Source organism: Knoellia tibetensis (assembly GCF_048606415.1).
Taxonomy (GTDB): Bacteria; Actinomycetota; Actinomycetes; order Actinomycetales; family Dermatophilaceae; genus Knoellia; species Knoellia tibetensis.
Genome location: NZ_JBMBWF010000002.1, coordinates 329,237 through 347,674 on the forward strand (window position 1 = coordinate 329,237; position 18,438 = coordinate 347,674).

At 74.0% G+C, this 18,438-nt stretch carries 18 protein-coding genes and 1 riboswitch; of the genes, 2 read left to right on the top strand and 16 right to left on the bottom strand.

All coding sequences use genetic code 11. The features are described from left to right. Positions 1–14: 14 nt before the first annotated feature. Together ACOJV7_RS13390 and ACOJV7_RS13395 are read left to right on the top strand one after the other, a co-directional pair. The gene (locus ACOJV7_RS13390) at positions 15–1,181 is read left to right on the top strand and encodes an FUSC family protein (RefSeq protein ID WP_420190707.1); all 1,167 of its coding nucleotides are present in this window, start codon (positions 15–17) and stop codon (positions 1,179–1,181) included. 34 nt (positions 1,182–1,215) lie between these two features. Beyond that, positions 1,216–3,042 (top strand): MFS transporter, encoded by a 1,827-nt coding sequence (locus tag ACOJV7_RS13395; protein WP_420190709.1) that lies wholly within the window; start codon positions 1,216–1,218, stop codon positions 3,040–3,042. Positions 3,043–3,142: 100 nt separating this feature from the next. Here ACOJV7_RS13395 and ACOJV7_RS13400 read toward each other — a convergent pair whose 3' ends face one another. From ACOJV7_RS13400 to metK, 16 genes are all read right to left on the bottom strand, one after another. Further along, complete coding sequence (locus ACOJV7_RS13400; RefSeq protein ID WP_420190710.1) at positions 3,143–3,646, bottom strand: PH domain-containing protein; 504 nt, start codon at positions 3,644–3,646, stop codon at positions 3,143–3,145. Next, positions 3,634–4,479, bottom strand: a complete 846-nt coding sequence (gene hisG / locus ACOJV7_RS13405) for an ATP phosphoribosyltransferase (RefSeq protein ID WP_420190711.1) — start codon at positions 4,477–4,479, stop codon at positions 3,634–3,636. The genes ACOJV7_RS13400 and hisG overlap by 13 nt, the downstream gene beginning before the upstream one ends. A 15-nt stretch (positions 4,480–4,494) precedes the next feature. Then, positions 4,495–4,758, bottom strand: a complete 264-nt coding sequence (locus tag ACOJV7_RS13410; RefSeq protein WP_420190712.1) for a phosphoribosyl-ATP diphosphatase — start codon at positions 4,756–4,758, stop codon at positions 4,495–4,497. A 25-nt stretch (positions 4,759–4,783) separates the two neighbouring features. Then, the gene (gene ribH, locus ACOJV7_RS13415; RefSeq protein ID WP_420190713.1) at positions 4,784–5,269 is read right to left on the bottom strand and encodes a 6,7-dimethyl-8-ribityllumazine synthase; all 486 of its coding nucleotides are present in this window, start codon (positions 5,267–5,269) and stop codon (positions 4,784–4,786) included. Continuing rightward, positions 5,266–6,501: a 3,4-dihydroxy-2-butanone-4-phosphate synthase gene (gene ribB / locus ACOJV7_RS13420; protein WP_420190714.1), complete on the bottom strand. Its 1,236-nt coding sequence runs from the start codon at positions 6,499–6,501 to the stop codon at positions 5,266–5,268. The genes ribH and ribB overlap by 4 nt, the downstream gene beginning before the upstream one ends. Further along, positions 6,498–7,199 (bottom strand): nicotinamide riboside transporter PnuC, encoded by a 702-nt coding sequence (gene pnuC / locus ACOJV7_RS13425; protein WP_420190715.1) that lies wholly within the window; start codon positions 7,197–7,199, stop codon positions 6,498–6,500. The genes ribB and pnuC overlap by 4 nt, the downstream gene beginning before the upstream one ends. Then, positions 7,196–7,843: a riboflavin synthase gene (locus tag ACOJV7_RS13430; protein WP_420190716.1), complete on the bottom strand. Its 648-nt coding sequence runs from the start codon at positions 7,841–7,843 to the stop codon at positions 7,196–7,198. Before ACOJV7_RS13430 ends, pnuC begins: the two co-directional genes overlap by 4 nt. Then, on the bottom strand, positions 7,843–8,868 hold the full coding sequence (ribD, locus tag ACOJV7_RS13435; RefSeq protein WP_420190717.1) for a bifunctional diaminohydroxyphosphoribosylaminopyrimidine deaminase/5-amino-6-(5-phosphoribosylamino)uracil reductase RibD: 1,026 nt from the start codon (positions 8,866–8,868) through the stop codon (positions 7,843–7,845). Before ribD ends, ACOJV7_RS13430 begins: the two co-directional genes overlap by 1 nt. Before the next feature lie 128 nt (positions 8,869–8,996). After that, positions 8,997–9,127: riboswitch (FMN riboswitch) on the bottom strand. A gap of 203 nt (positions 9,128–9,330) precedes the next feature. Further along, entirely contained in the window at positions 9,331–9,894 is a 564-nt protein-coding gene (locus ACOJV7_RS13440; RefSeq protein WP_420190718.1) for a pentapeptide repeat-containing protein, read from the bottom strand. Continuing rightward, positions 9,891–10,553 (bottom strand): ribulose-phosphate 3-epimerase, encoded by a 663-nt coding sequence (gene rpe / locus ACOJV7_RS13445; RefSeq protein ID WP_420190719.1) that lies wholly within the window; start codon positions 10,551–10,553, stop codon positions 9,891–9,893. The genes ACOJV7_RS13440 and rpe overlap by 4 nt, the downstream gene beginning before the upstream one ends. 42 nt (positions 10,554–10,595) lie before the next feature. Continuing rightward, entirely contained in the window at positions 10,596–12,110 is a 1,515-nt protein-coding gene (locus ACOJV7_RS13450; protein ID WP_420190720.1) for an RsmB/NOP family class I SAM-dependent RNA methyltransferase, read from the bottom strand. Continuing rightward, complete coding sequence (gene fmt, locus ACOJV7_RS13455) at positions 12,110–13,081, bottom strand: methionyl-tRNA formyltransferase (protein ID WP_420190721.1); 972 nt, start codon at positions 13,079–13,081, stop codon at positions 12,110–12,112. Before fmt ends, ACOJV7_RS13450 begins: the two co-directional genes overlap by 1 nt. 60 nt (positions 13,082–13,141) lie before the next feature. Further along, entirely contained in the window at positions 13,142–14,197 is a 1,056-nt protein-coding gene (locus ACOJV7_RS13460; RefSeq protein WP_420190722.1) for an alpha/beta hydrolase, read from the bottom strand. 81 nt (positions 14,198–14,278) lie between these two features. Next, positions 14,279–16,330 carry a primosomal protein N' gene (locus tag ACOJV7_RS13465; protein ID WP_420190723.1) on the bottom strand — a complete coding sequence of 684 codons (2,052 nt, stop codon included), beginning with the start codon at positions 16,328–16,330 and terminating at the stop codon, positions 14,279–14,281. Between the two features lie 30 nt (positions 16,331–16,360). Next, positions 16,361–17,149, bottom strand: coding sequence for an alpha/beta fold hydrolase (locus ACOJV7_RS13470; protein WP_420190785.1), 789 nt, complete (start codon positions 17,147–17,149; stop codon positions 16,361–16,363). Continuing rightward, the gene (metK, locus tag ACOJV7_RS13475) at positions 17,146–18,366 is read right to left on the bottom strand and encodes a methionine adenosyltransferase (RefSeq protein ID WP_420190724.1); all 1,221 of its coding nucleotides are present in this window, start codon (positions 18,364–18,366) and stop codon (positions 17,146–17,148) included. The genes ACOJV7_RS13470 and metK overlap by 4 nt, the downstream gene beginning before the upstream one ends. Positions 18,367–18,438: the final 72 nt, after the last annotated feature.

Here is an 18,438-nt window from a genome sequence, read left to right on the forward strand (position 1 = left end):
AGATGATGCCTCGTATGCCGTCCGCCTCCGACCTGCCCGCCCGCGTCGCCCGGCGCTCGCGGTCCGAGGCGCGGATCCGCACCGACCGGCTCCAGAGCCGGATCGCGTTCATCCTCCAGTGCGGCGTCGGCGCGGCGCTGGCGTGGTGGCTCGCCGGCGACGTCTTCGACCACCGGATGCCGTTCTTCGCCCCGGTGACCGCGATCATCACGCTCGGCATGTCCTACGGGCAGCGGGTCCGTCGCGCCGTCGAGGTGATGATCGGTGTCGCGCTCGGTGTCTTCGTCGGCGATCTCTTCGCCCACCTCTTCGGCAACGGCGTGCCCCAGCTGCTCGTCGTCGTCGTCCTCGCCATGACGATCGCCTCGCTCGTCGGCGCCGGCATCCTCATGACGATCCAGGCGGGGGTCCAGGCCGCGATCATCACGACCCTTCTCGCCGCGCCCGGGCAGGCCTTCACCCGGTGGGTCGACGCCGTCATCGGCGGCGGCGTGGCCCTCGTCATCAGCGTCCTCGTGCCGGCGACCGGGCTCCAGCGGCCTCGGCAGAAGGCCGCGTTCGTCGTCGAGGAGATCTCGGCGATCCTGCGCCAGACCGCCACGGTCATCCGCACCGACGACGGCGAGCTCGCGGGCGCGACCCTCCAGCGGGCGCGGGCGTCGGAGGGGATGCTCGACGAGCTCCGGTCGCTCGCCTCCGAGGGGGTGGCGGTCGTGCGGCTCTCGCCCTTCCGGAGGCGCCACCTCCCCGGCGCGCAGGCCGTCGCCGACCTCCTCGAGCCGCTGGACCGCGCCATCCGCAACCTGCGGGTGCTCGTCCGCCGTGCACTCGTCGGGACGCGGCGCGGCGAGGTGATCCCACCGGCATACACCGCTCTCCTCGACGACCTCGCGAGGTCGTGCGACGACATCGCGCGCGAGCTGCACGAGCGCCATGAGCCGACGGCGGCGCGAGCCGGTCTGCATCGCCTCGGGGAGCGCAGCACCGTCATCGACGCCGGGTCGGGGCTGTCCGGCGAGGTGATCCGGGCGCAGGTGCGGTCGATGGTCGTCGACCTCCTCGTGCTCACCGGGATGCCCGTCGACGAGGCGGCCGAGCTCGTGCCGGTCTCCGGGCGCGACCGCGGCCATCGGGACGACCATGAGGTGGTCGACGACGACGTCGACGAGGAGCCGACCTAGGGTTGCCCATGTGGCAGTCGAGACGGTGACGGACGTGGACGACCTCAGGGACGAGGTCCGGCGCCTCGTCGCCGAACGCGGCGCCCGGGCCGGGTCGGTGACGGTCGTCGCGGTCGACGGCCCGAGCGGCTCCGGCAAGACGACGCTCGCCGCGCGGCTCGGCGACGACCTCGGCGCTCTCGTCCTCCACGTCGACGACATGCACCAGGGCTGGACCGGCGTCCTCGAGACCGTGGACCTCGCGCGCGCCTCCCTCGTCTCCGCGTGGGTCGAGGGCGAGCCGGCCAGCCACCCGACGTGGGACTGGGACGAGGACGTGGCGGGCCCGGCGTGCGCCGTGCCGCGTGCGGACCTCGTCGTCCTCGAGGGCGTGGGCGCGTTCGCCATCGCCGGCGACTCGGCGTCGGCCCGGGTCTGGGTCGAGGCGCCCGACGACGAGCGACACGTGCGGGCCATCGCCCGCGACGGCGAGGTCTTCGAGCGCCACTGGGACGAGTGGGCCGACCAGGAGCGCCGGCTCTGGAGGGTGTCTTCCGGGCGCACCGATGCCGACCTCGCCGTCGACACCGCCGAGGGTGCGGCGCCCGTGCACAGCTCGCCAATTCCTCCCGTTCCGCACGACCGGCCCACTCTCCCCGGGCACCGGTCACTCACCGATCCCGTTCCGCCCCCGACACCTCACACCGGTCCCCCGCTGTGGCTCGTCGTCCTCGGTGTCGTCGCGGTCTCGCTGAGCATGCGCACCCTCATGACCTCGCTCCCGCCCCTGCTCCCCCGCATCCGCGAGGACCTCGGCCTCAGCTCGGTCTGGCTCGGTGTGCTCACGACGCTGCCGGTGCTCTGCATGGGGCTGCTCGCCCCCGCATCGGCGCGGCTCGGGCTGCGGCTCGGTGTGGCGCGGTGCATCTCGATCGCCATGGTCGCCGTCGCCGCCGGCAACCTCGTCCGGACGCTGGGCCACGAGGTGCCCGCGCTCTATCTCGGCACCCTCTGCGCCGGCGCCGGCATCGCCCTCGCGGGCACGCTGCTGCCCGGCATGGTCAAGGCGTCGTTCCCGCCGGGGCGGGCCGGACTGGCGACCGGGCTGCAGATGTTCGCGATGATGGGCGGCGCGGCCGTCGCGGCAGCGGTGTCGGTGCCGCTGGCGGGCGCCCTCGGCGACTGGGACCTCGCGCTCGGCTTCTGGGGGCTACTCGCGGTCGTCGGCCTCGCGCTCTGGCTGCCCGTCGACCGGGCGGTGCACCACGGCGGCGACCACGACCAGCACCCGCCGGACTCGAGCCACCGACTTCCGTGGCGCAGCGGCACCGCGTGGTGCGTCGCGGGCTTCCTCGCCGTGCAGTCGTGGCAGTTCTACTCGTCGTTGGCCTGGCTGTCGCCGACCTACGTCGGGCACGGCTGGGAGGCGCAGGACGCCGGCCTCCTGCTCTCGGTCTTCACCGGGGCGCAGTTCGTGTCGGGGCTCGTCGGACCGGCGGTCACCGACCGGGTCGGCGACTGGCGCGTGCCCCTCGTGGCCGCGGCGCTGTGCGGGCTCGCCGGACAGGCTGGTGTGTGGGCGGCACCCGACGCCGCGCCGTGGGTGTGGGCGGTCCTGCTCGGCGTCGCGCAGGGTGCGTCGTTCGCGATCGGCCTGGTCCTGCTCGTCCGGTATGCCGGCTCGCCCGCCGCCGCGGCCCGCTTCACCGCGATGGCCTTCCTCGTCTCCTACACCGTGGCGTCGATGGGTCCGACGACGATGGGCGCGGTGCGCGACCTCTCAGGGGACTACTCCTCGATCTGGCTCGTGCTCGCCGTGCTCATGCTCGCCCAGCTCGGCCTCGCGCTGCTGCTGCGACCCAGCCGACCACCCGTCCGCTGACCTGTCACGCCCGCGCACAACTCACCAATTCCCCTCGTTCGGCACGCGCGGGGTGTGCGCAACTCAGGAATTCCCCTCGTTCGGCACGGGGGGGTGCGAGTCAGGCGCGGCGGGACTCGGCGACGAGGTGGGCCAGGCGCTGGGCCTCGCTGCGCGACGAGGGGCCGTCGGCCCGCTGGATCGCCATGACGGCGACGGTCTCGGTGTCGGTGAGGTGCAGGCTCACCCACGGGTCGCCCTCGTCGAAGGTGACGTCGCGGATCTCGGACCAGCGGATGTGCCGCTGCCCGAGGAGGTTCTGCACCATGAGCCCGGTGTCGCCCGGCACGGCCTTGATGGCGGCCCAGCGCCACAGCACGAGCGCGAGCCCGAGGCCGATGACGGCCATCATGAGCCGGTCGGCGATGACCCAGCCGCCCTCGTCGACGCCCGAGACGAGCAGGGCGAGGACGACGAAGAGCACGAGCGAGACCGCGGCCATGACCATCGCCATGACGCGTCCGCGGCGCGACCGGAAGGGCTCGCGCGAGACCGGACCCGAGGCGTCCCCGGAGCCGGGTCCGCCGGTCGCGCCGCCGTGCCCCTGCTCGGTCACAGACGGCACGCGGCGATGTCGGTGACGAGGATGGCGCGCGCGCCCATCTCCCAGAGACGGTCCATGACCTGGTTGGTGCCCGAGCGCGGGACCATGGCGCGCACGGCCTTCCACTCCGGGTTCTGCAGGCTCGAGACCGTCGGAGACTCGAGACCCGGCGTGATCGCGCAGGCCTCGTCGACGAGGGCGGCCGGGACGTCGTAGTCGAGCATGACGTAGTGGCGCGCGGTGACGACGCCGAGCATGCGGCGGCGGAGCACCTCGACGGCGGACTCGTCGTGGCTGCCGTCGCGCCGGATGAGCACCGCCTCGCTGCGCAGGATCGGGTCGCCGAAGACCTCGAGCCCTTGGCTGCGCAGGGTCGCGCCGGTCTCGACGACGTCGGCGATGACGTCGGCCACGCCGAGCGTGATCGCGGTCTCGACCGCGCCGTCGAGGCGGACGACCTCGGCCTGGACGCCGTGGTCGGCGAGGTGCTTCTCGACGAGGCCCTGGTAGCTCGTCGCCACGCGGCGACCGGCGATGTCGGCGAGCGAGGAGACCGAACCGGGGCGGCCGGCATACCGGAAGGTCGAGCCCCCGAAGCCGAGGGTCATGACCTCGGTCGCGGCACTGCCCGAGTCGAGCAGGAGGTCACGGCCGGTGATGCCGCAGTCGACGGTGCCGGAGCCGACGTAGACGGCGATGTCGCGGGGACGGAGGTAGAAGAGCTCGACCGAGTTGGCCTCGTCGGTGACAACGAGCTCCTTGGAGTCGCGGCGCGTGCGGTAGCCCGCCTCGCGCAGCATCTCGGCGGCGGGCTCGGCGAGCGAGCCCTTGTTGGGGACGGCGATGCGCAGCATGGGTGGCCTAGCGGGTCAGAGGTGGGTGTAGACGTCGTCGAGGGTGAGCCCCTTGGCGACCATGAGGACCTGGAGGTGGTAGAGCAGCTGCGAGATCTCCTCGGCCGCCCGCTCGTCGCTCTCGTGCTCGGCGGCCATCCACACCTCGGCGGCCTCCTCGACGATCTTCTTGCCGATGGCATGCACGCCGGCGTCCAGCTGCGCCACGGTGCCCGAGCCCTCGGGACGGGCGGCAGCCTTGTCGGTGAGCTCGGCGAACAGGGCGTCGAAGGTCTTCACGGCGTCAATCGTACGAGGGGCGAGGTCATGCCCCGGCACGCGGACGGGCTGCGAGACCCTGCAGCGTCACCGCGGTCGCGACGGCGGCGAGCGCGGCCTCGGCGCCCTTGTCCTCGCTCGACCCCTCGAGACCGGCCCGGTCGAGGGCCTGCTCCTCGGTGTCGCAGGTGAGGACGCCGAACCCGACGGGCACCCCGGTGCGGGTGCTCACGTCGGTGAGGCCGTGGGTGACGCCGCTGCAGACGTAGTCGAAGTGCGGGGTGCCGCCGCGGATGACGACACCGAGCGCGACGAGAGCGTCGTGGGTGGGGGCGAGGCGCGCGGCAGCGACCGAGAGCTCGACGGTGCCGGGGACGCGGATGACCGGGGCGTCGGGGATCCCGGCCTGGGTCAGCGCCCTGGTCGCGCCGGCGATGAGCCCGTCCATGACGACGTCGTGCCACGACGCGGCGATGACGGCGACCCGCAGCCCGGTCCCGTCGACGGTGACCTCGGGTGCTCCGGCCTTCATGCGCTCTCCTCGGTGGCGGTGGTGGAGTCGTGGCCCAGCACGAGGTCGTGGCCGAGCCGGTCGCGCTTGGTGCGCAGGTAGGCCGCGTTCGTCGCGACCGGCGCGACCTGGAGCCGCTCGACGGCGGCCACCTCGATGCCGGCGTCGCGCACGGCGCCGACCTTGTCGGGGTTGTTCGTGAGGAGGCGGACCGACGCGACGTCGAGGTCGTGGAGGACCGCCGTCGCCGCGGCGTAGTCCCGAGCGTCGACCGGCAGGCCGAGCTCCACCTGGGCAGTGACGGTGTCGATCCCGGTGTCCTGCACCGCATACGCGGCGATCTTGTCGGCGAGACCGACACCGCGCCCCTCGTGCCCGCGCAGGTAGACGACGACACCGCACTCGCGGGCGACCCGGGTCTGGGCACGGCGGAGCTGGGGCCCGCAGTCGCAGCGTCCCGAGCCGAAGACGTCGCCGGTGAGGCACTCGCTGTGCAGGCGCGTGAGGACCGGCCCGTCGCCGAGGCCGCGCGGGCTCACGAGGGCGAGGTGCTCGTCGCCGGTGAGCGTGTCGCGGTAGGCATGCACCGTGAACGTCCCGTCCGGCGTCGGCAGGGTGGTGCTCGCGTGCCGGGCGACGCGGTCGTGGCGCTGCCGGTGCGCGACGAGCTGCTCGATGGTGACGACGGGCAGGTCGTGCTCGGCGCCCAGGTCGAGAACGGCGGGCAGCCGCATCATCGAGCCGTCGTCGTGGGTGAGCTCGGCGATGGCGCCGACGGGTGCGAGGCCCGCGAGCCGGCAGAGGTCGACGGCCGCCTCGGTGTGGCCGCGCCGGACGAGCACTCCCCCGTCGCGGGCGCGCAGCGGCACGACGTGGCCGGGACGCACGAGGTCGGTCGCCGTGGCGGTCGGGTCGGCGAGCAGCCGCACGGTGAGGGCGCGGTCGGCCGCGCTGATGCCCGTCGTCACGCCCTCCGCAGCGTCGACCGTGACCGTGTATGCCGTCCGCAGCCGGTCCGCGTTGTCCCTCACCATGAGCGGCAGGTCGAGGCGGTCGGCGACGGCGTCGGTCATGGGCGCGCAGACGTAGCCCGACGAGTGCCGGATCGTCCACGCCATCCACTCGTCGGTGAGGGTCTGCGCGGCGAGGACGACGTCGCCCTCGTTCTCGCGGTCGGCGTCGTCGGTGACGAGGACGGGCCGGCCGACGCGCAGGGCGTCGAGCGCCTCCTCGATGGTCGAGAGCCGGGTCATCGCACGGCCTCGGTCAGCTCGCGGTCGGGGTCACGCTCGGTGCGGGATGCCCTGAGCCACACCGTGAAGCCGTAGAGGACGAGGGCGCCGTAGACGGCATACAGGACCGCGGACGGATAGAACTTCGAGTGCCACAGCAGCGGCACCCCGACGAGGTCGACGGCGATCCACATGAGCCAGAAGTCGTTCCAGCCGCGGGCCATCGCGTAGGTCGCGAGCATCGAGCCGACGAAGATCCATGCGTCGCACCAGAAGTACCAGCGCGGCGCGGGCCAGTTGGCACCGATCGTCGCGAAGACCCACTGGCCGACGACGAGGCCGGCGGCCCACACGCCGAGGTAGGCCGCGCGCTCGCGCACGGTCGCCCAGCGGGGCGTGATCGCCGGGGCGTCGGCGCCGCGGGCCTTGCGGTGCTCCTGCCAGCGCCACCACCCGTAGACGCTCGTGACGATGAAGAAGACCTGCCGCCCGGCCTGGCCGTAGAGCGTCTGCTGCTGCGGGTTGGCGAAGGCGACGCCGAAGAAGACGGTGAAGAGGAGCAGGTTGCCGACGATGCCGACCGGCCACGCCCACACGCGGCGACGCATGCCGCCGATGGCGGACGCGAAGCCGAAGAGGTTGCCGACGACCTCGCGCCAGAGGATGTGCGAGCTGCCGATGGTCAGCTGGGCCTCGAAGAGGCGCTCGAGGATGTTCATGCGTGGACCTCCGAGGTCGTGGAAGGAGTGGGCAGGTCGGCAGGGAGGGTGCGGCCGGCGAGGAGCCGTTCGACGTACTTCGCGAGGACGTCGACCTCGAGGTTGACGGTGTCGCCGACGGCCTTGGACCCCAACGTCGTCATCGCGAGGGTCGTCGGGATGAGCGAGACGCTGAACGTGCGCTCGGTGACATCGGAGACGGTGAGGCTCACGCCGTCGACGGTGATCGAGCCCTTCTCGACGACGTAGCGCGCGAGCGCCGGCGACAGGGTGAAGGTCACGACCTCCCAGCGGTCGCCGGGCACCCGCTCGACGACGGTCGCGGTGCCGTCGACGTGCCCTTGGACGATGTGGCCGCCGAAGCGGGCCGAGGCGGCCATGGCGCGCTCGAGGTTGACAGGGGCGCCGGCGGCGAGGTCGCCGAGGTCCGTGCGGGCGAGCGTCTCGGCCATGACGTCGACGGTGAACCAGCCCTTCTCGACGTCGTGCTCGACGACGGTGAGGCAGACGCCGTTGACGGCGATTGAGGCGCCGTGGACGGCGTCGCTCGTGACGAGCGGTCCGCGCAGCGTGAGCCGCGCCGACTCCTCACCGAGCTCGACGCGGTCGACGCGACCGAGCTCCTCGACGATTCCGGTGAACATCAGTGGGACTCCTGGAGGACGGCGGTGATGCGGACGTCGTCGCCGATGATCCGCGTGTCGGTCGGGTCGAGCCGGAGGGCGTCGGCCATGGTCGTGATGCCGAGGTCGCTCACCGACTGGCGTCCACGGCCGAGGAGGACGGGCGCGACGTAGGCGATGATCTCGTCGACGAACCCGTCGGCCATGAAGGCCGCGGCGACGGTCGGCCCGCCCTCGAGCCAGACGTGGTGGACCTCGCTCCCGGCGAGGTGCGCGAGGACCTCTCGCGGTGAGCGGGTGCGCAGGTGCACGGTGGGTGCGGCGTCGTCGAAGACCCGCGCGCCCGGGGGCAGGTCGCGCTGGCCCATGACGACCCGGAGCGGCTGGTGCTCGCGCAGGGTGCCGTCGGGGTGGCGCGCCGTGAGGTGCGGGTCGTCGGCCAGCGCGGTCCCGGTCCCGACGAGGATCGCGCCGCAGCGGGCCCGGTGGTCGTGGACGTCCGCGCGTGCCTGCGGCCCGGTGATCCACATGCTCGTCCCGTCGGCGGCGGCGCTGCGACCGTCGAGCGTCGTCGCCAGCTTCCACGTCACCCACGGCCGGCCGGTGCGCACCCGGTGCAGCCATGAGCGGTTGAGCTCGGTGGCCTCGTCGCGGAGCAGGCCGGGCTCGGTGGCGACGCCCTGCTCCGCCAGCCACGACGCGCCACCGGCGGCCGCGGCGTTCGGGTCGGGGACGGCATACACGACGCGGGTGACGCCGGCGTCCGCCAGCGCCTGCGAGCACGGAGCCGTGCGGCCCGTGTGGTGGCAGGGCTCGAGCGTCACGTATGCCGTCGCGCCGGCCGCGCGCGCACCCGCGGCCGCGAGGGCCGCCGCCTCCGCGTGCGGGGTGCCCGCCCCGCGGTGCCAGCCGTCGGCGACGAGGGTGCCGTCGGGGGCGACGAGGACGCAGCCGACGCGCGGGTTGGGGTCGGCCTCCGGGCCGCGCTCGGCGAGCACGAGCGCATGACGCATCCACTGCTCGTCGGTGCTGCTCGTCTGCTCCATGCGTCCTGCCCTCGTGCTCGAGACCTGTCGGTCGAGCTCCGGGGGACGTGCGGGCGACGTGGCGCCGCCGACGGTCGCGCACGGTTCGTGCAGAACGCCGGACGGCGCGACCCTCTCGGGCCTCGCTGTCACGTGCTGCCTACCATCCGGACTCTCACCGTCGGTCTGGGAGTTCCACCCAGTCAACCGGCCGCTGGCTGCGGTCGGGTCGCGGACTGTCACCGCCGGTTCGGAATTGCACCGACCCCGGAGCACGTCGTCGTCCAGTATGCCGCAGCCGGGGCCTCACGCCGAACTCCCGTCCGCCGTGACCCTCGTCTCCCGCGGCGCCCTCCCTTGCGTCCGCACCTGTGGTGGCCAGGCCGTCACCGTGCCGGACGTTGGCGTATGCCGTCCGCCCCCCGACCGCTTGCGTCCGCAGCTCTGGTGGCCAGGCCGTCACCTTGCGGGACGTTGACGGGCTCAGCCGACGGTGAGGCCGAAGACCTCGAGCAGGCCCGGCGTCGCGTCGAGGTCGATGCGGGCGCCCTTGAGCCGGTTCTGGCGCGGGTCGAGCGCGAGCCCGCGGGTGCCGCGCAGGTCCGCCTCGCGCAGGTCGGTCTCGAAGAACCGGGCGCCCGACAGGTCGCTCCCGCCGAGGTCGGCACGGCGCAGGTCGGCCTCGGTGAGGTCGACATCGGTGAGCTGGCAGTCCCGGAAGACGAAGCCGGTGAGGTCGAGCCCGGCGAACGTCGTCCCGTCGAGGCGGCACCGCTCGAACCGCAGCGGCTGCGCGAGCATCGAGCCCGCGCCGGTGGCCGTCCAGTTCACCGCGAGCATCTTGCAGCCGACGAAGGTGCAGTCGACGAACCTCGTGTCGGTGAGCTTGGTCATCGACAGGTTGCAGCCCGTGAAGGTGACCTCCTCGAACGTGCACCCGACGAGCGAGGCGCCCTCCCACGTGAGACCGCTCAGCTCCTCCCCCACGACCTCTCGACCGCGCACGACCTCACCAGGGCCCAGCGAGCCGAACGCCGCCTCGGTCACGAGCGGTGGGCGTGCGACGCGGCGAGGGCCCGGAGCTCGTCGACGGCAGCCGCCGCGGACTCGGCGCCGTAGACCGCCGACCCGGCGACGAAGACGTCGGCGCCGGCCTCCGCACACTGCTCGATGGTCTTCGCCGAGACGCCGCCGTCGACCTGGACCCAGATCTCGCCACCGCGGCGTCGCACCGACTCACGGACCTGCTCCACCTTGGGCATCTGGTCGGCCATGAACGACTGGCCGCCGAACCCGGGCTCGACGGTCATGACGAGCACCATGTCGAGCTCAGGCAGCAGCTCCTCGTAGGGCGTCCAGGCCGTGCCCGGCTTGATCGCCATGCCCGCCCGGGCGCCGGCGGCACGCAGCGTGCGCGCGAGCGTGCGCGGGTCCTTCGCCGCCTCGACGTGGAAGGTGACCGACTGCGCCCCCGCCTCGGCGTAGCCCGGCGCCCACCGGTCGGGGTCCTCGATCATGAGGTGGCAGTCGAGCGGAATCGGTGAGACCTTGAGCAGCGCCTCGACGATCGGCAGCCCCAGCGTGAGGTTGGGGACGAAGTGGTTGTCCATGACGTCGACGTGCGCCCAGTCGGCGTTCGAGATCGCGTCGAGCTCGGACTGGAGGTTGGCGAAGTCGGCGGAGAGGATCGACGGTGAGATCTGCACGGCGCTCACCCTATCCACGGCGGCCGACGGCGGCCTGAGCCGTCAGGCCTTCTTGCGCAGCAGGGTGAGGAACATCGCGTCGGTGCCGTGGACGTGCGGCCAGAGCTGCACCTCGGGCCCGTCGCCGAGGTCGTGCAGGACCTCGCCCGAGGCGTCGCGGAAGAGCTCCCGCGCGTCGAGGACCTCGATGTCGTCGCGCTTCTTGATGACGTCACGGACGACGAACGTCGTCTCCGCCGGGTGCGGGCTGCACGTCGCGTAGCCCACGACCCCACCGGGTGCGACGGCGTCGAGCGCGCTGCGCAGCAGGTCGCGCTGGAGCGGTCCGAGCTGCGCGAGGTCACCCGGCTGGCGCCGCCAGCGCGCCTCCGGTCGCCGACGGAGCGCGCCGAGCCCCGTGCACGGCGCGTCGACGAGGACCCGCCCGTATGCCGTGGGCTCGCCTTCGCCGACCTCGCGGCCGTCCGCGGTCCGCACCTCGACCGTGCGGCCGGTCTCCTTCGCCAGGGTCGCCACCGGCCCGAGCGTCGAGCGCACGAGCTCCGCGCGGTGTTCGCTCACCTCGACCGCGACGAGGTCGGCGCCCGCCCGGAGCGCGAGCGCCCCGAGGACGCCGCTCTTGCCGCCGGGACCCGCACAGAGGTCGAGCCACCGTGCCGGCACGTCCGCCGCGACGGGCGCGGTCGCGAGCGCGACCGCGAGCAGCTGCGATCCCTCGTCCTGCACCGCGGCCCGTCGCTCCCGCACCGCGGCGATGGCGCCGGGGTCGCCCGAGCCCAGGACCGCGCCGTGCAGCGAGGTCTCGCTCGCCGTCGCACCGGCGTCGACGAGCTCGTCGACCGTCGCGAGGCCGGGACGGGCCACGAGACTCACCTTGGCCGGGGTGTTGTCACTCTCGAGCAGCGCTCGCAGCTCGGCGTCGACCGTCTCGGCGGTCGCCCGCCCGTGCCCGAGCAGCGCCCCGCGCAGTGCGCTGACGACCCACTCCGGGTGGGAGTACTCGACGGCCAGGGCCCCGGTCGACCCGCCTTCGGGGACGACCTCGGTGACCCACTCCTCGCGGGTCCGCTCACTCACCCTGCGCATCACGGCGTTGACGAAGCCACTGGCCCCGGCACCACTCACAGTGCGCGCGAGCCCGACGGTCTGGTCGGCCGCGGCGTGGGGAGGCACGCGCATGCCGAGCAGCTGGTGGGCGCCGAGCCGCAGGACGTCGAGGACTCCCCCGTCGATCTTCGACGTCGGCCGGTCGGCTGCCCGCTCGATGACGGCGTCGTAGAAGCCCTGCATCCGCAGCGTCCCGAAGGCGAGCTCGGTGGCGAAGGCGGCGTCGCGCGTGTCGAGCCGGTGACGGCGGAGGATCGCCGGCAGCTCGAGGTTGGCGTAGGCGCCATCGGCGACGGCCCGCAGCAGCGTGTAGGCCGCGAACCGTGCGGGCTCGGCGTGCTTGGCCCGGTCGCTCGGCCTCTGGCGCGAGCGCTGGCTGCCGCGCTGGCCACCACGGGCGCCGCCGCCCTGGGGACGGCGGGACTGGGGGCGCTGGTCCGGTGCGGGCATCAGGACAGCGTAGTGGCGGTGGCGAAGGCCTCGCCCGCGTCGATCCGCACCCCACGGGCCCAGTCGGCGGCGGCCATCGGCTTCTTGCCCTGCGGGCGGACCTCACCGAGCGTCACGGCGCCCGCGACGGTGCCGACGTGGACCGCGCGCTTCGTGGCCAGGATCTCGCCGGGCGCCAGCGCCGTGCCGTCCGGACGTGCCGCGACCTCGGCGTCGGCGTCGGCGAGCGTGACCGGACCGACCCCGAGGCGCTCGCCACGGAAGGTCGTCCACGCGCCGGGAGCGGGGGTGCACCCGCGGACGTGGCGGTGCACGGCATACGCGGGGGTGGTCCACGTGACCTGCGCGTCGGCGGTCGTGAGCTTGGCGGCGTGCGAGACACCCTCGGCGGGCTGCGGCACGGGCACCAGGTCGCCGGAGGCGAGGCCGTCCATCGTCGCGACGAGCAGCCCGGCGCCGGCGTGCGCGAGGCGGTCGAGCAGGGTGCCCGAGGTGTCGTCGGGGCGGATCGCCTCGGTCATGATTCCGAGGACGGGGCCGGTGTCGAGGCCCTCCTCGATGACGAAGGTCGTCGCGCCGGTCGCCTCGTCGCCGGCCATGATCGCCCGCTGCACGGGTGCCGCGCCGCGCCAGGCGGGCAGCACCGAGAAGTGGAGGTTGACCCAGCCGTGGGTGGGCACGTCGAGGACCTCGGGCGGCAGGAGCGCGCCGTAGGCGACGACGGGGCAGGCGTCCGGCGCGATCTCGCGCAACCGGGCCTGGAACTCGGCGTCCTTCGGCGAGGTCGGCGTGAGAACCTCGATGCCGCGCTCGACCGCCACCGACTTGACCGGCGACGGGTGCAGCGTGCGCCCGCGACCGGCGCGGGCGTCGGGCCGGGTGACGACGGCGACGACCTCGTGGTCGGAGGCGAGGAGCGCCTCGAGGGCGGGCACCGCGGTCTCGGGGGTGCCGGCGAAGACCAGCCTCATCGGGTCTGCCAGCGCTCGCTCGTCACGCCGTCAGTCTACGAAGCGTGCGCCGGCGTCGGGTCAGCGCTCCCCGCCGGACGCGAGCCGCTCGAGCGCGGCACGCACCTCGGCAGGACGCTCGAGGTGCGGCGAGTGCCCACACCCCTCGAGGCGCGTCTCGGTGAAGGCGCCGCCCGCGTCGGCGTAGCGCTCGAGGACCGCCCGGGTCTGGCCCACCATGGGCTGCGGCGGGCACGCGTCGAGGCCGGGCCAGCCAGGCACGACGCCGAGCTGGCCGAGGTGCGCCATGTCGAAGAGCGAGGTGTCGCTGACGATCGCGTCGGCGGTGCCCCACAGCCACTCGACCGGCGGCTTCGGGTCGAGGTCGACGAGGGCCTCGGCCACCCGGAACCAACGCGGGCTCATCGCGTTGGCCACTCCACGCGTGCCCGGGCCGACCATCGGCCAGCTCTCGCTCGGCACCGAGTCACCCGGGTAGTGGTCGTCGCCCGTCGCCGTCGACAGCACCGTCTCGACGAGGGCGTCCTCGTCGTCGCCGAAGACCTCCGGGTCCGCGACGTATGCCGTCCGCATGACGTTGCGAGGGCTCGTCGGCTCGTCGCCGCTGCGGTCGCCGGCGTCGATGCGCGCGACGAAGTCGGGGTTGACGGTGCCACCGCCGGTGCCGGCGAAGTCGTCCGTCGTCGGGGTGCCGTCGAGGTCGCGGGTGCCACCGAAGCCGTAGGGCGAGAGCGGGGCGGTGAGGAGCAGACCGGCGACCCGCTCGGGGTGGTCGACGGCATACTGCATCGCCACACCGCACCCCATGGAGTGCCCGACGACGACGGGGCGGGCACCGGGGGCGAAGGCCGCGTCGACGAGCGCGGCGACGTCGTCGGCGAAGTCCCGCAGGCCGCGCGTCGCGTCGACGGGGGCGGGCTCGCTGTAGCCGAAACCGCGCAGGTCGGGCGCCACGACCCTCCACCGCCCGTCGGCGCCGAGGTGGTCGCGCACGAACGGCTCCCAGTAGCCACCGGAGGAGCAGTTGCCGTGCAGGAGGAGGACGGGCACGCCGTCCTCCGGTCCCCAGGTCCGGACGTGCTGACGAACCCCACCGGCGTCGACGATGTCACCCATGGCCGGACCGTACGTGCCCCGACGACGGGTTGGCCATGTGCTCCGGCACCAGCGGGGGGCGGCCGTCGTGTGCGGCGACGCTCAGCCCGCAGGGTCGCGCGGGTCGAGCCGGGCGACGAGCGGCGCGGTGTCCTTGCGCGCCGACCGGCGAGCCCGCATGGCCGCGACCTCCGCCGCGAGCTCGGGCCCGTCGGCGAGCGTGGTGGTGAGCACGAGGCGCTCGGTCTCCCCCTCGACGGGCAGGGGGCCGAGCACCCGAACCGAGGACCCCAGCCGCATCTCGTCGACGGCGGAGCGCAGCGCCGCCCTCGGGCCGGTGAGCGTGGCGACCCGGGACGTCGGCGGCAGCGAGAGCTGGCGGCGCTCCTCGAGCTCGCGGTCCGCGAACCAGACCGGGTCCCAGCGCACGAGCGCCTCGACGGCGGGCACGGTGGCGTGCGAGGGCGCGCCGGCGAGGACGACGAGACCGCCGTCCGCCGCGCCACGGGTGAGGCCGACCGCACCCATCCACCGGCGCAGAGCCTCCTCCCCCGCGTCCATCGACGAGCGGTCGAGCAGCGCCCACGCGTCGAGCAGGAGGCAGGCGGCGTAGCCGCCCTCGGCGACCGGCTCGGCCCCGGGCGTGGAGATGACGAGCCGTGGCCGGTCGTCGACGTGGTCGACGACGTTGCCGGCGCCCGAGGTCGCCACGGGGACCCCGGGGAAGGCGCGGCCGAGCTCCTCGGCGGTCCGTCGCGCACCGACGACCGAGGACCGCAGCCGCGGGGACCCGCAGTTCGGGCACTCGAACCTCGTCTCCACCGCGCCGCACCAGCGGCAGGTCGGCGGCTGGCCCGGACCACGCAGCCCGAGCGGCCCGGCACAGATGCGGCAGCGGGCCGGGCGCCGACAGTCCTGGCACGACAGCGTGGGCAGGTAGCCCCGACGCGGCACCTGCACGAGGACCGGCCCCCGCTCCAGAGCCTCCTTGGCCGCCTGCCACGCCGCCGACGGCAGGTGGGCCCGTGCGGCGGCCGGGTCGCGGGCGAGGTCGGCGCCCTCACCGGCCACCCGCACCCGCGCGACGACCCGGCGCAGCAGTGAGCGGTCGGCTCCGAGGGGCACGACGACACCGTCAGCACACCACTGCGCGACGGCTGCCGTGCGCGTGAACCCGGCGCCGAGCAGGGCCGCACCCTCGATGCCCGCCCGGATCCGAGCGACCTCGCGGACGTGCGGATAGGGCGCCCGCGGCTCGTCGTGGAGGTCGTCGCCGTCGTCCCACCAGGCGACGAGCCCGAGGTCGTGCACGGGTGCGAAGGTCGCCGCCCGCGTCCCGACGACGATCCGCACGTGCCCGCGCAGGACCTTGAGGTATGCCGTGTAGCGCGCCTGCGGTCCCTGGTCGGCGGTGAGGCGGACGTGGTGGCCCTTGCCGACCCGGCGGGTGAGCGCCTCCTCGACCCGGGCGACGTCGCGCCCGTCGGGGACGACGAGGATGCTGCCGCGCCCGCCGGCGAGCGCCGCGGCGGCAGCGTCGGCGAGCAGGCGCGGCCAGTCCTCGTCGGGCTCGACCGTCGGAGCCGCGAGCAGCGACGCCGCCGGGGACCCGCCCGAGGTGAGGTGCGAGAGGAAGGCCGGCCCGCCGGCATACCGGCTCCAGGCGAGCGAGTCGACGGTCTCGGGCGGCTCGGTCTCGGGCGCGTCGACGGGCAGCGCCTTCTCGGCGGCGGCGTGGCGGGGCGGGACGGCGAGCCGGAGGACATCGCCGACGACGCCGCCCTGCCGCCGGGCGACGGCTCGTGCCGCCTCGAGGACCGACGGGGTGAGCACCGGCTCGGGCGAGACGAGACGCCGGATGACCGCGAGCCTGCCCTCGTGCTCGGCGTCGGCGGCGCGCGAGACGACGAAGCCGTCGAGGTCCTGACCGGCGAAGCGCACCTTGACCCGCACGCCGGGCGCGACGCCGTCGGCCATCGCAGCGGGGACGAGGTACTCGAACGGGCGGTCGAGGTGGGCGAGGCCGGTGTCGACGAGGACCGACGCGACCGGGTCGGTCTCGGTGACGGGCTCGCCCCCGGAGACCGGCTTGGGCCGCGACCGGACGGACGGCTGGATGAGCTCCAGCTGCGTCCCCTCACCCGGCCCGGTCATGCTCCGAAACTAGACGACCGTCCGGACAGGTCAGCCGCCGAGCCGGGTCCGGAGCAGCGCCGTGGTGTCGTGCGGGCGCTCCAGCGCGGGGAGGTGCCCGGCCCAGTCGAGCTCGACGAGCTCGGCACCGGGGATCTCGCGGGCCAGCAGCGCCGCCAGGTCGCGGAAGTGCTGGACGTCGTGCGCGCCGGAGACGACGAGGGTCGGCGGTGCGACGTCGGCCGGTTCGACCTCGACGCGCTCGGGCTGGGGCGGTGGGTCGAGCTCGTCGGCGGCGAGCTGGACCTCGAAGGCCCGTCGCTGCATCGCGGTCAGGTCGTCGCGGGCCGCGGCGGTCATGTCCGGCCCGGCCCACGTCTCGACGTTGAGGGCGGTCGCGCCCTCGACGTCGCCCGCCTCGAGCAGGGCGTCCTCGCGCTCTCCGAACGAGAGGAGCACGGGGTCCGTGACGTTGAGCCCGCGGTGGGCCGCGCAGAGCAGGACGAGCGAAGCCACGCGGTCAGGGTGGCGGGTGGCGAGCTCGAGGGCGACGCGCCCGCCGAAGGAGGCACCGACGACGGCCGCCCGCTCGATGCCGAGCGCGTCGAGAAGGTGCACGACGTCGTCGGCGTCGGCATAGGCCTCACCCGGCAGCGGCGTGCCGCCGAACCCCCTCAGGTCCGGAGCGACGACGTGGTGGTCGGCTGCGAGCGACGCCGTGACGGGCGCCCACATGCGACGGTCGGCGACGCCCGCATGAAGCAGGACGACGACGGGCCCGCTCCCCTCGTCGTCGTGGGCGAGGAGGAGCGGGCCTGAGGCGTCGGTGGTCAGGGTCAGCCCTTGACCGCGCGCTGGAGGTCCTCCACGCGGTCGGTGCGCTCCCACGTGAACGGGTCGTTGACACCGTCCGCGGTCGTGCGGCCGAAGTGGCCGTAGGCGGCGGTCGGCTTGTAGATGGGGCGGAGCAGGTCGAGCGCGTCGAGGATCGCGGCCGGGCGCAGGTCGAAGACGGAGAGGATCGCGTCCTGGATCTTGTCGGCGGGGACGGCCTCGGTGCCGAAGGTCTCGACGTAGATGCCGACGGGCTGGGCCTTGCCGATGGCGTAGGCGACCTGGACCTCGCAGCGGCGGGCGAGACCCGCGGCGACGACGTTCTTGGCGACCCAGCGGGTGGCGTAGGCGGCGGAGCGGTCGACCTTCGACGGGTCCTTGCCCGAGAAGGCGCCACCACCGTGGCGGGCCATGCCGCCGTAGGTGTCGACGATGATCTTGCGGCCGGTGAGACCGGCGTCGCCCATCGGGCCACCGATGACGAAGGTGCCGGTCGGGTTGATGAGCGAGCGGTAGTCGCTCGTGTCGAGGTCGGTGCCGGTCTCGGCGAGCTCGGCGAGGACGGGGGCGATGACGTGCTTCTCGATGTCGGGGCTCAGCAGGCCGTCGAGCGAGATGCCGTCGGCGTGCTGGGTCGAGAGGACCACGGTGTCGAGGCGGACCGCCTTGTCGCCCTCGTAGCCGATCGTCACCTGGGTCTTGCCGTCGGGCCGCAGGTAGGGGAGCTCCTCGGACTTGCGGACGGCGGTGAGGCGCTCGGAGAGGCGGTGCGCCAGGAAGATCGGCAGCGGCATGAGCTCGGCGGTGTCGTCGCAGGCGTAGCCGAACATGAGGCCCTGGTCGCCGGCACCCTGCTTGTCGAGCGGGTCGACGCCACCGGTGCGGCTCTCGTATGCCGTGTCGACGCCCTGCGCGATGTCCGGGCTCTGCTGGCCGATCGAGACCTCGACGCCGCAGGAGGCGCCGTCGAAGCCCTTGGTCGAGCTGTCGTAGCCGATGCCGAGAACGGTGTCACGCACGATCTTGGGGATCTCGACGTAGGCCTCGGTCGTCACCTCGCCGGCGACGTGGACGAGCCCGGTCGTGACCATCGTCTCGACGGCGACGCGAGCGCGGGGGTCCTGCTGGAGCATCGCGTCGAGGATCGAGTCGGAGATCTGGTCACAGATCTTGTCGGGGTGCCCCTCGGTGACGGACTCGGACGTGAACAGGCGTGCAGCCACCCGGGGCTCTCTTTCGTGCGGGGTCAGGAATCGCGTGCCGAACGGCACTGGGGGCAAATCTAACCCCTCGGC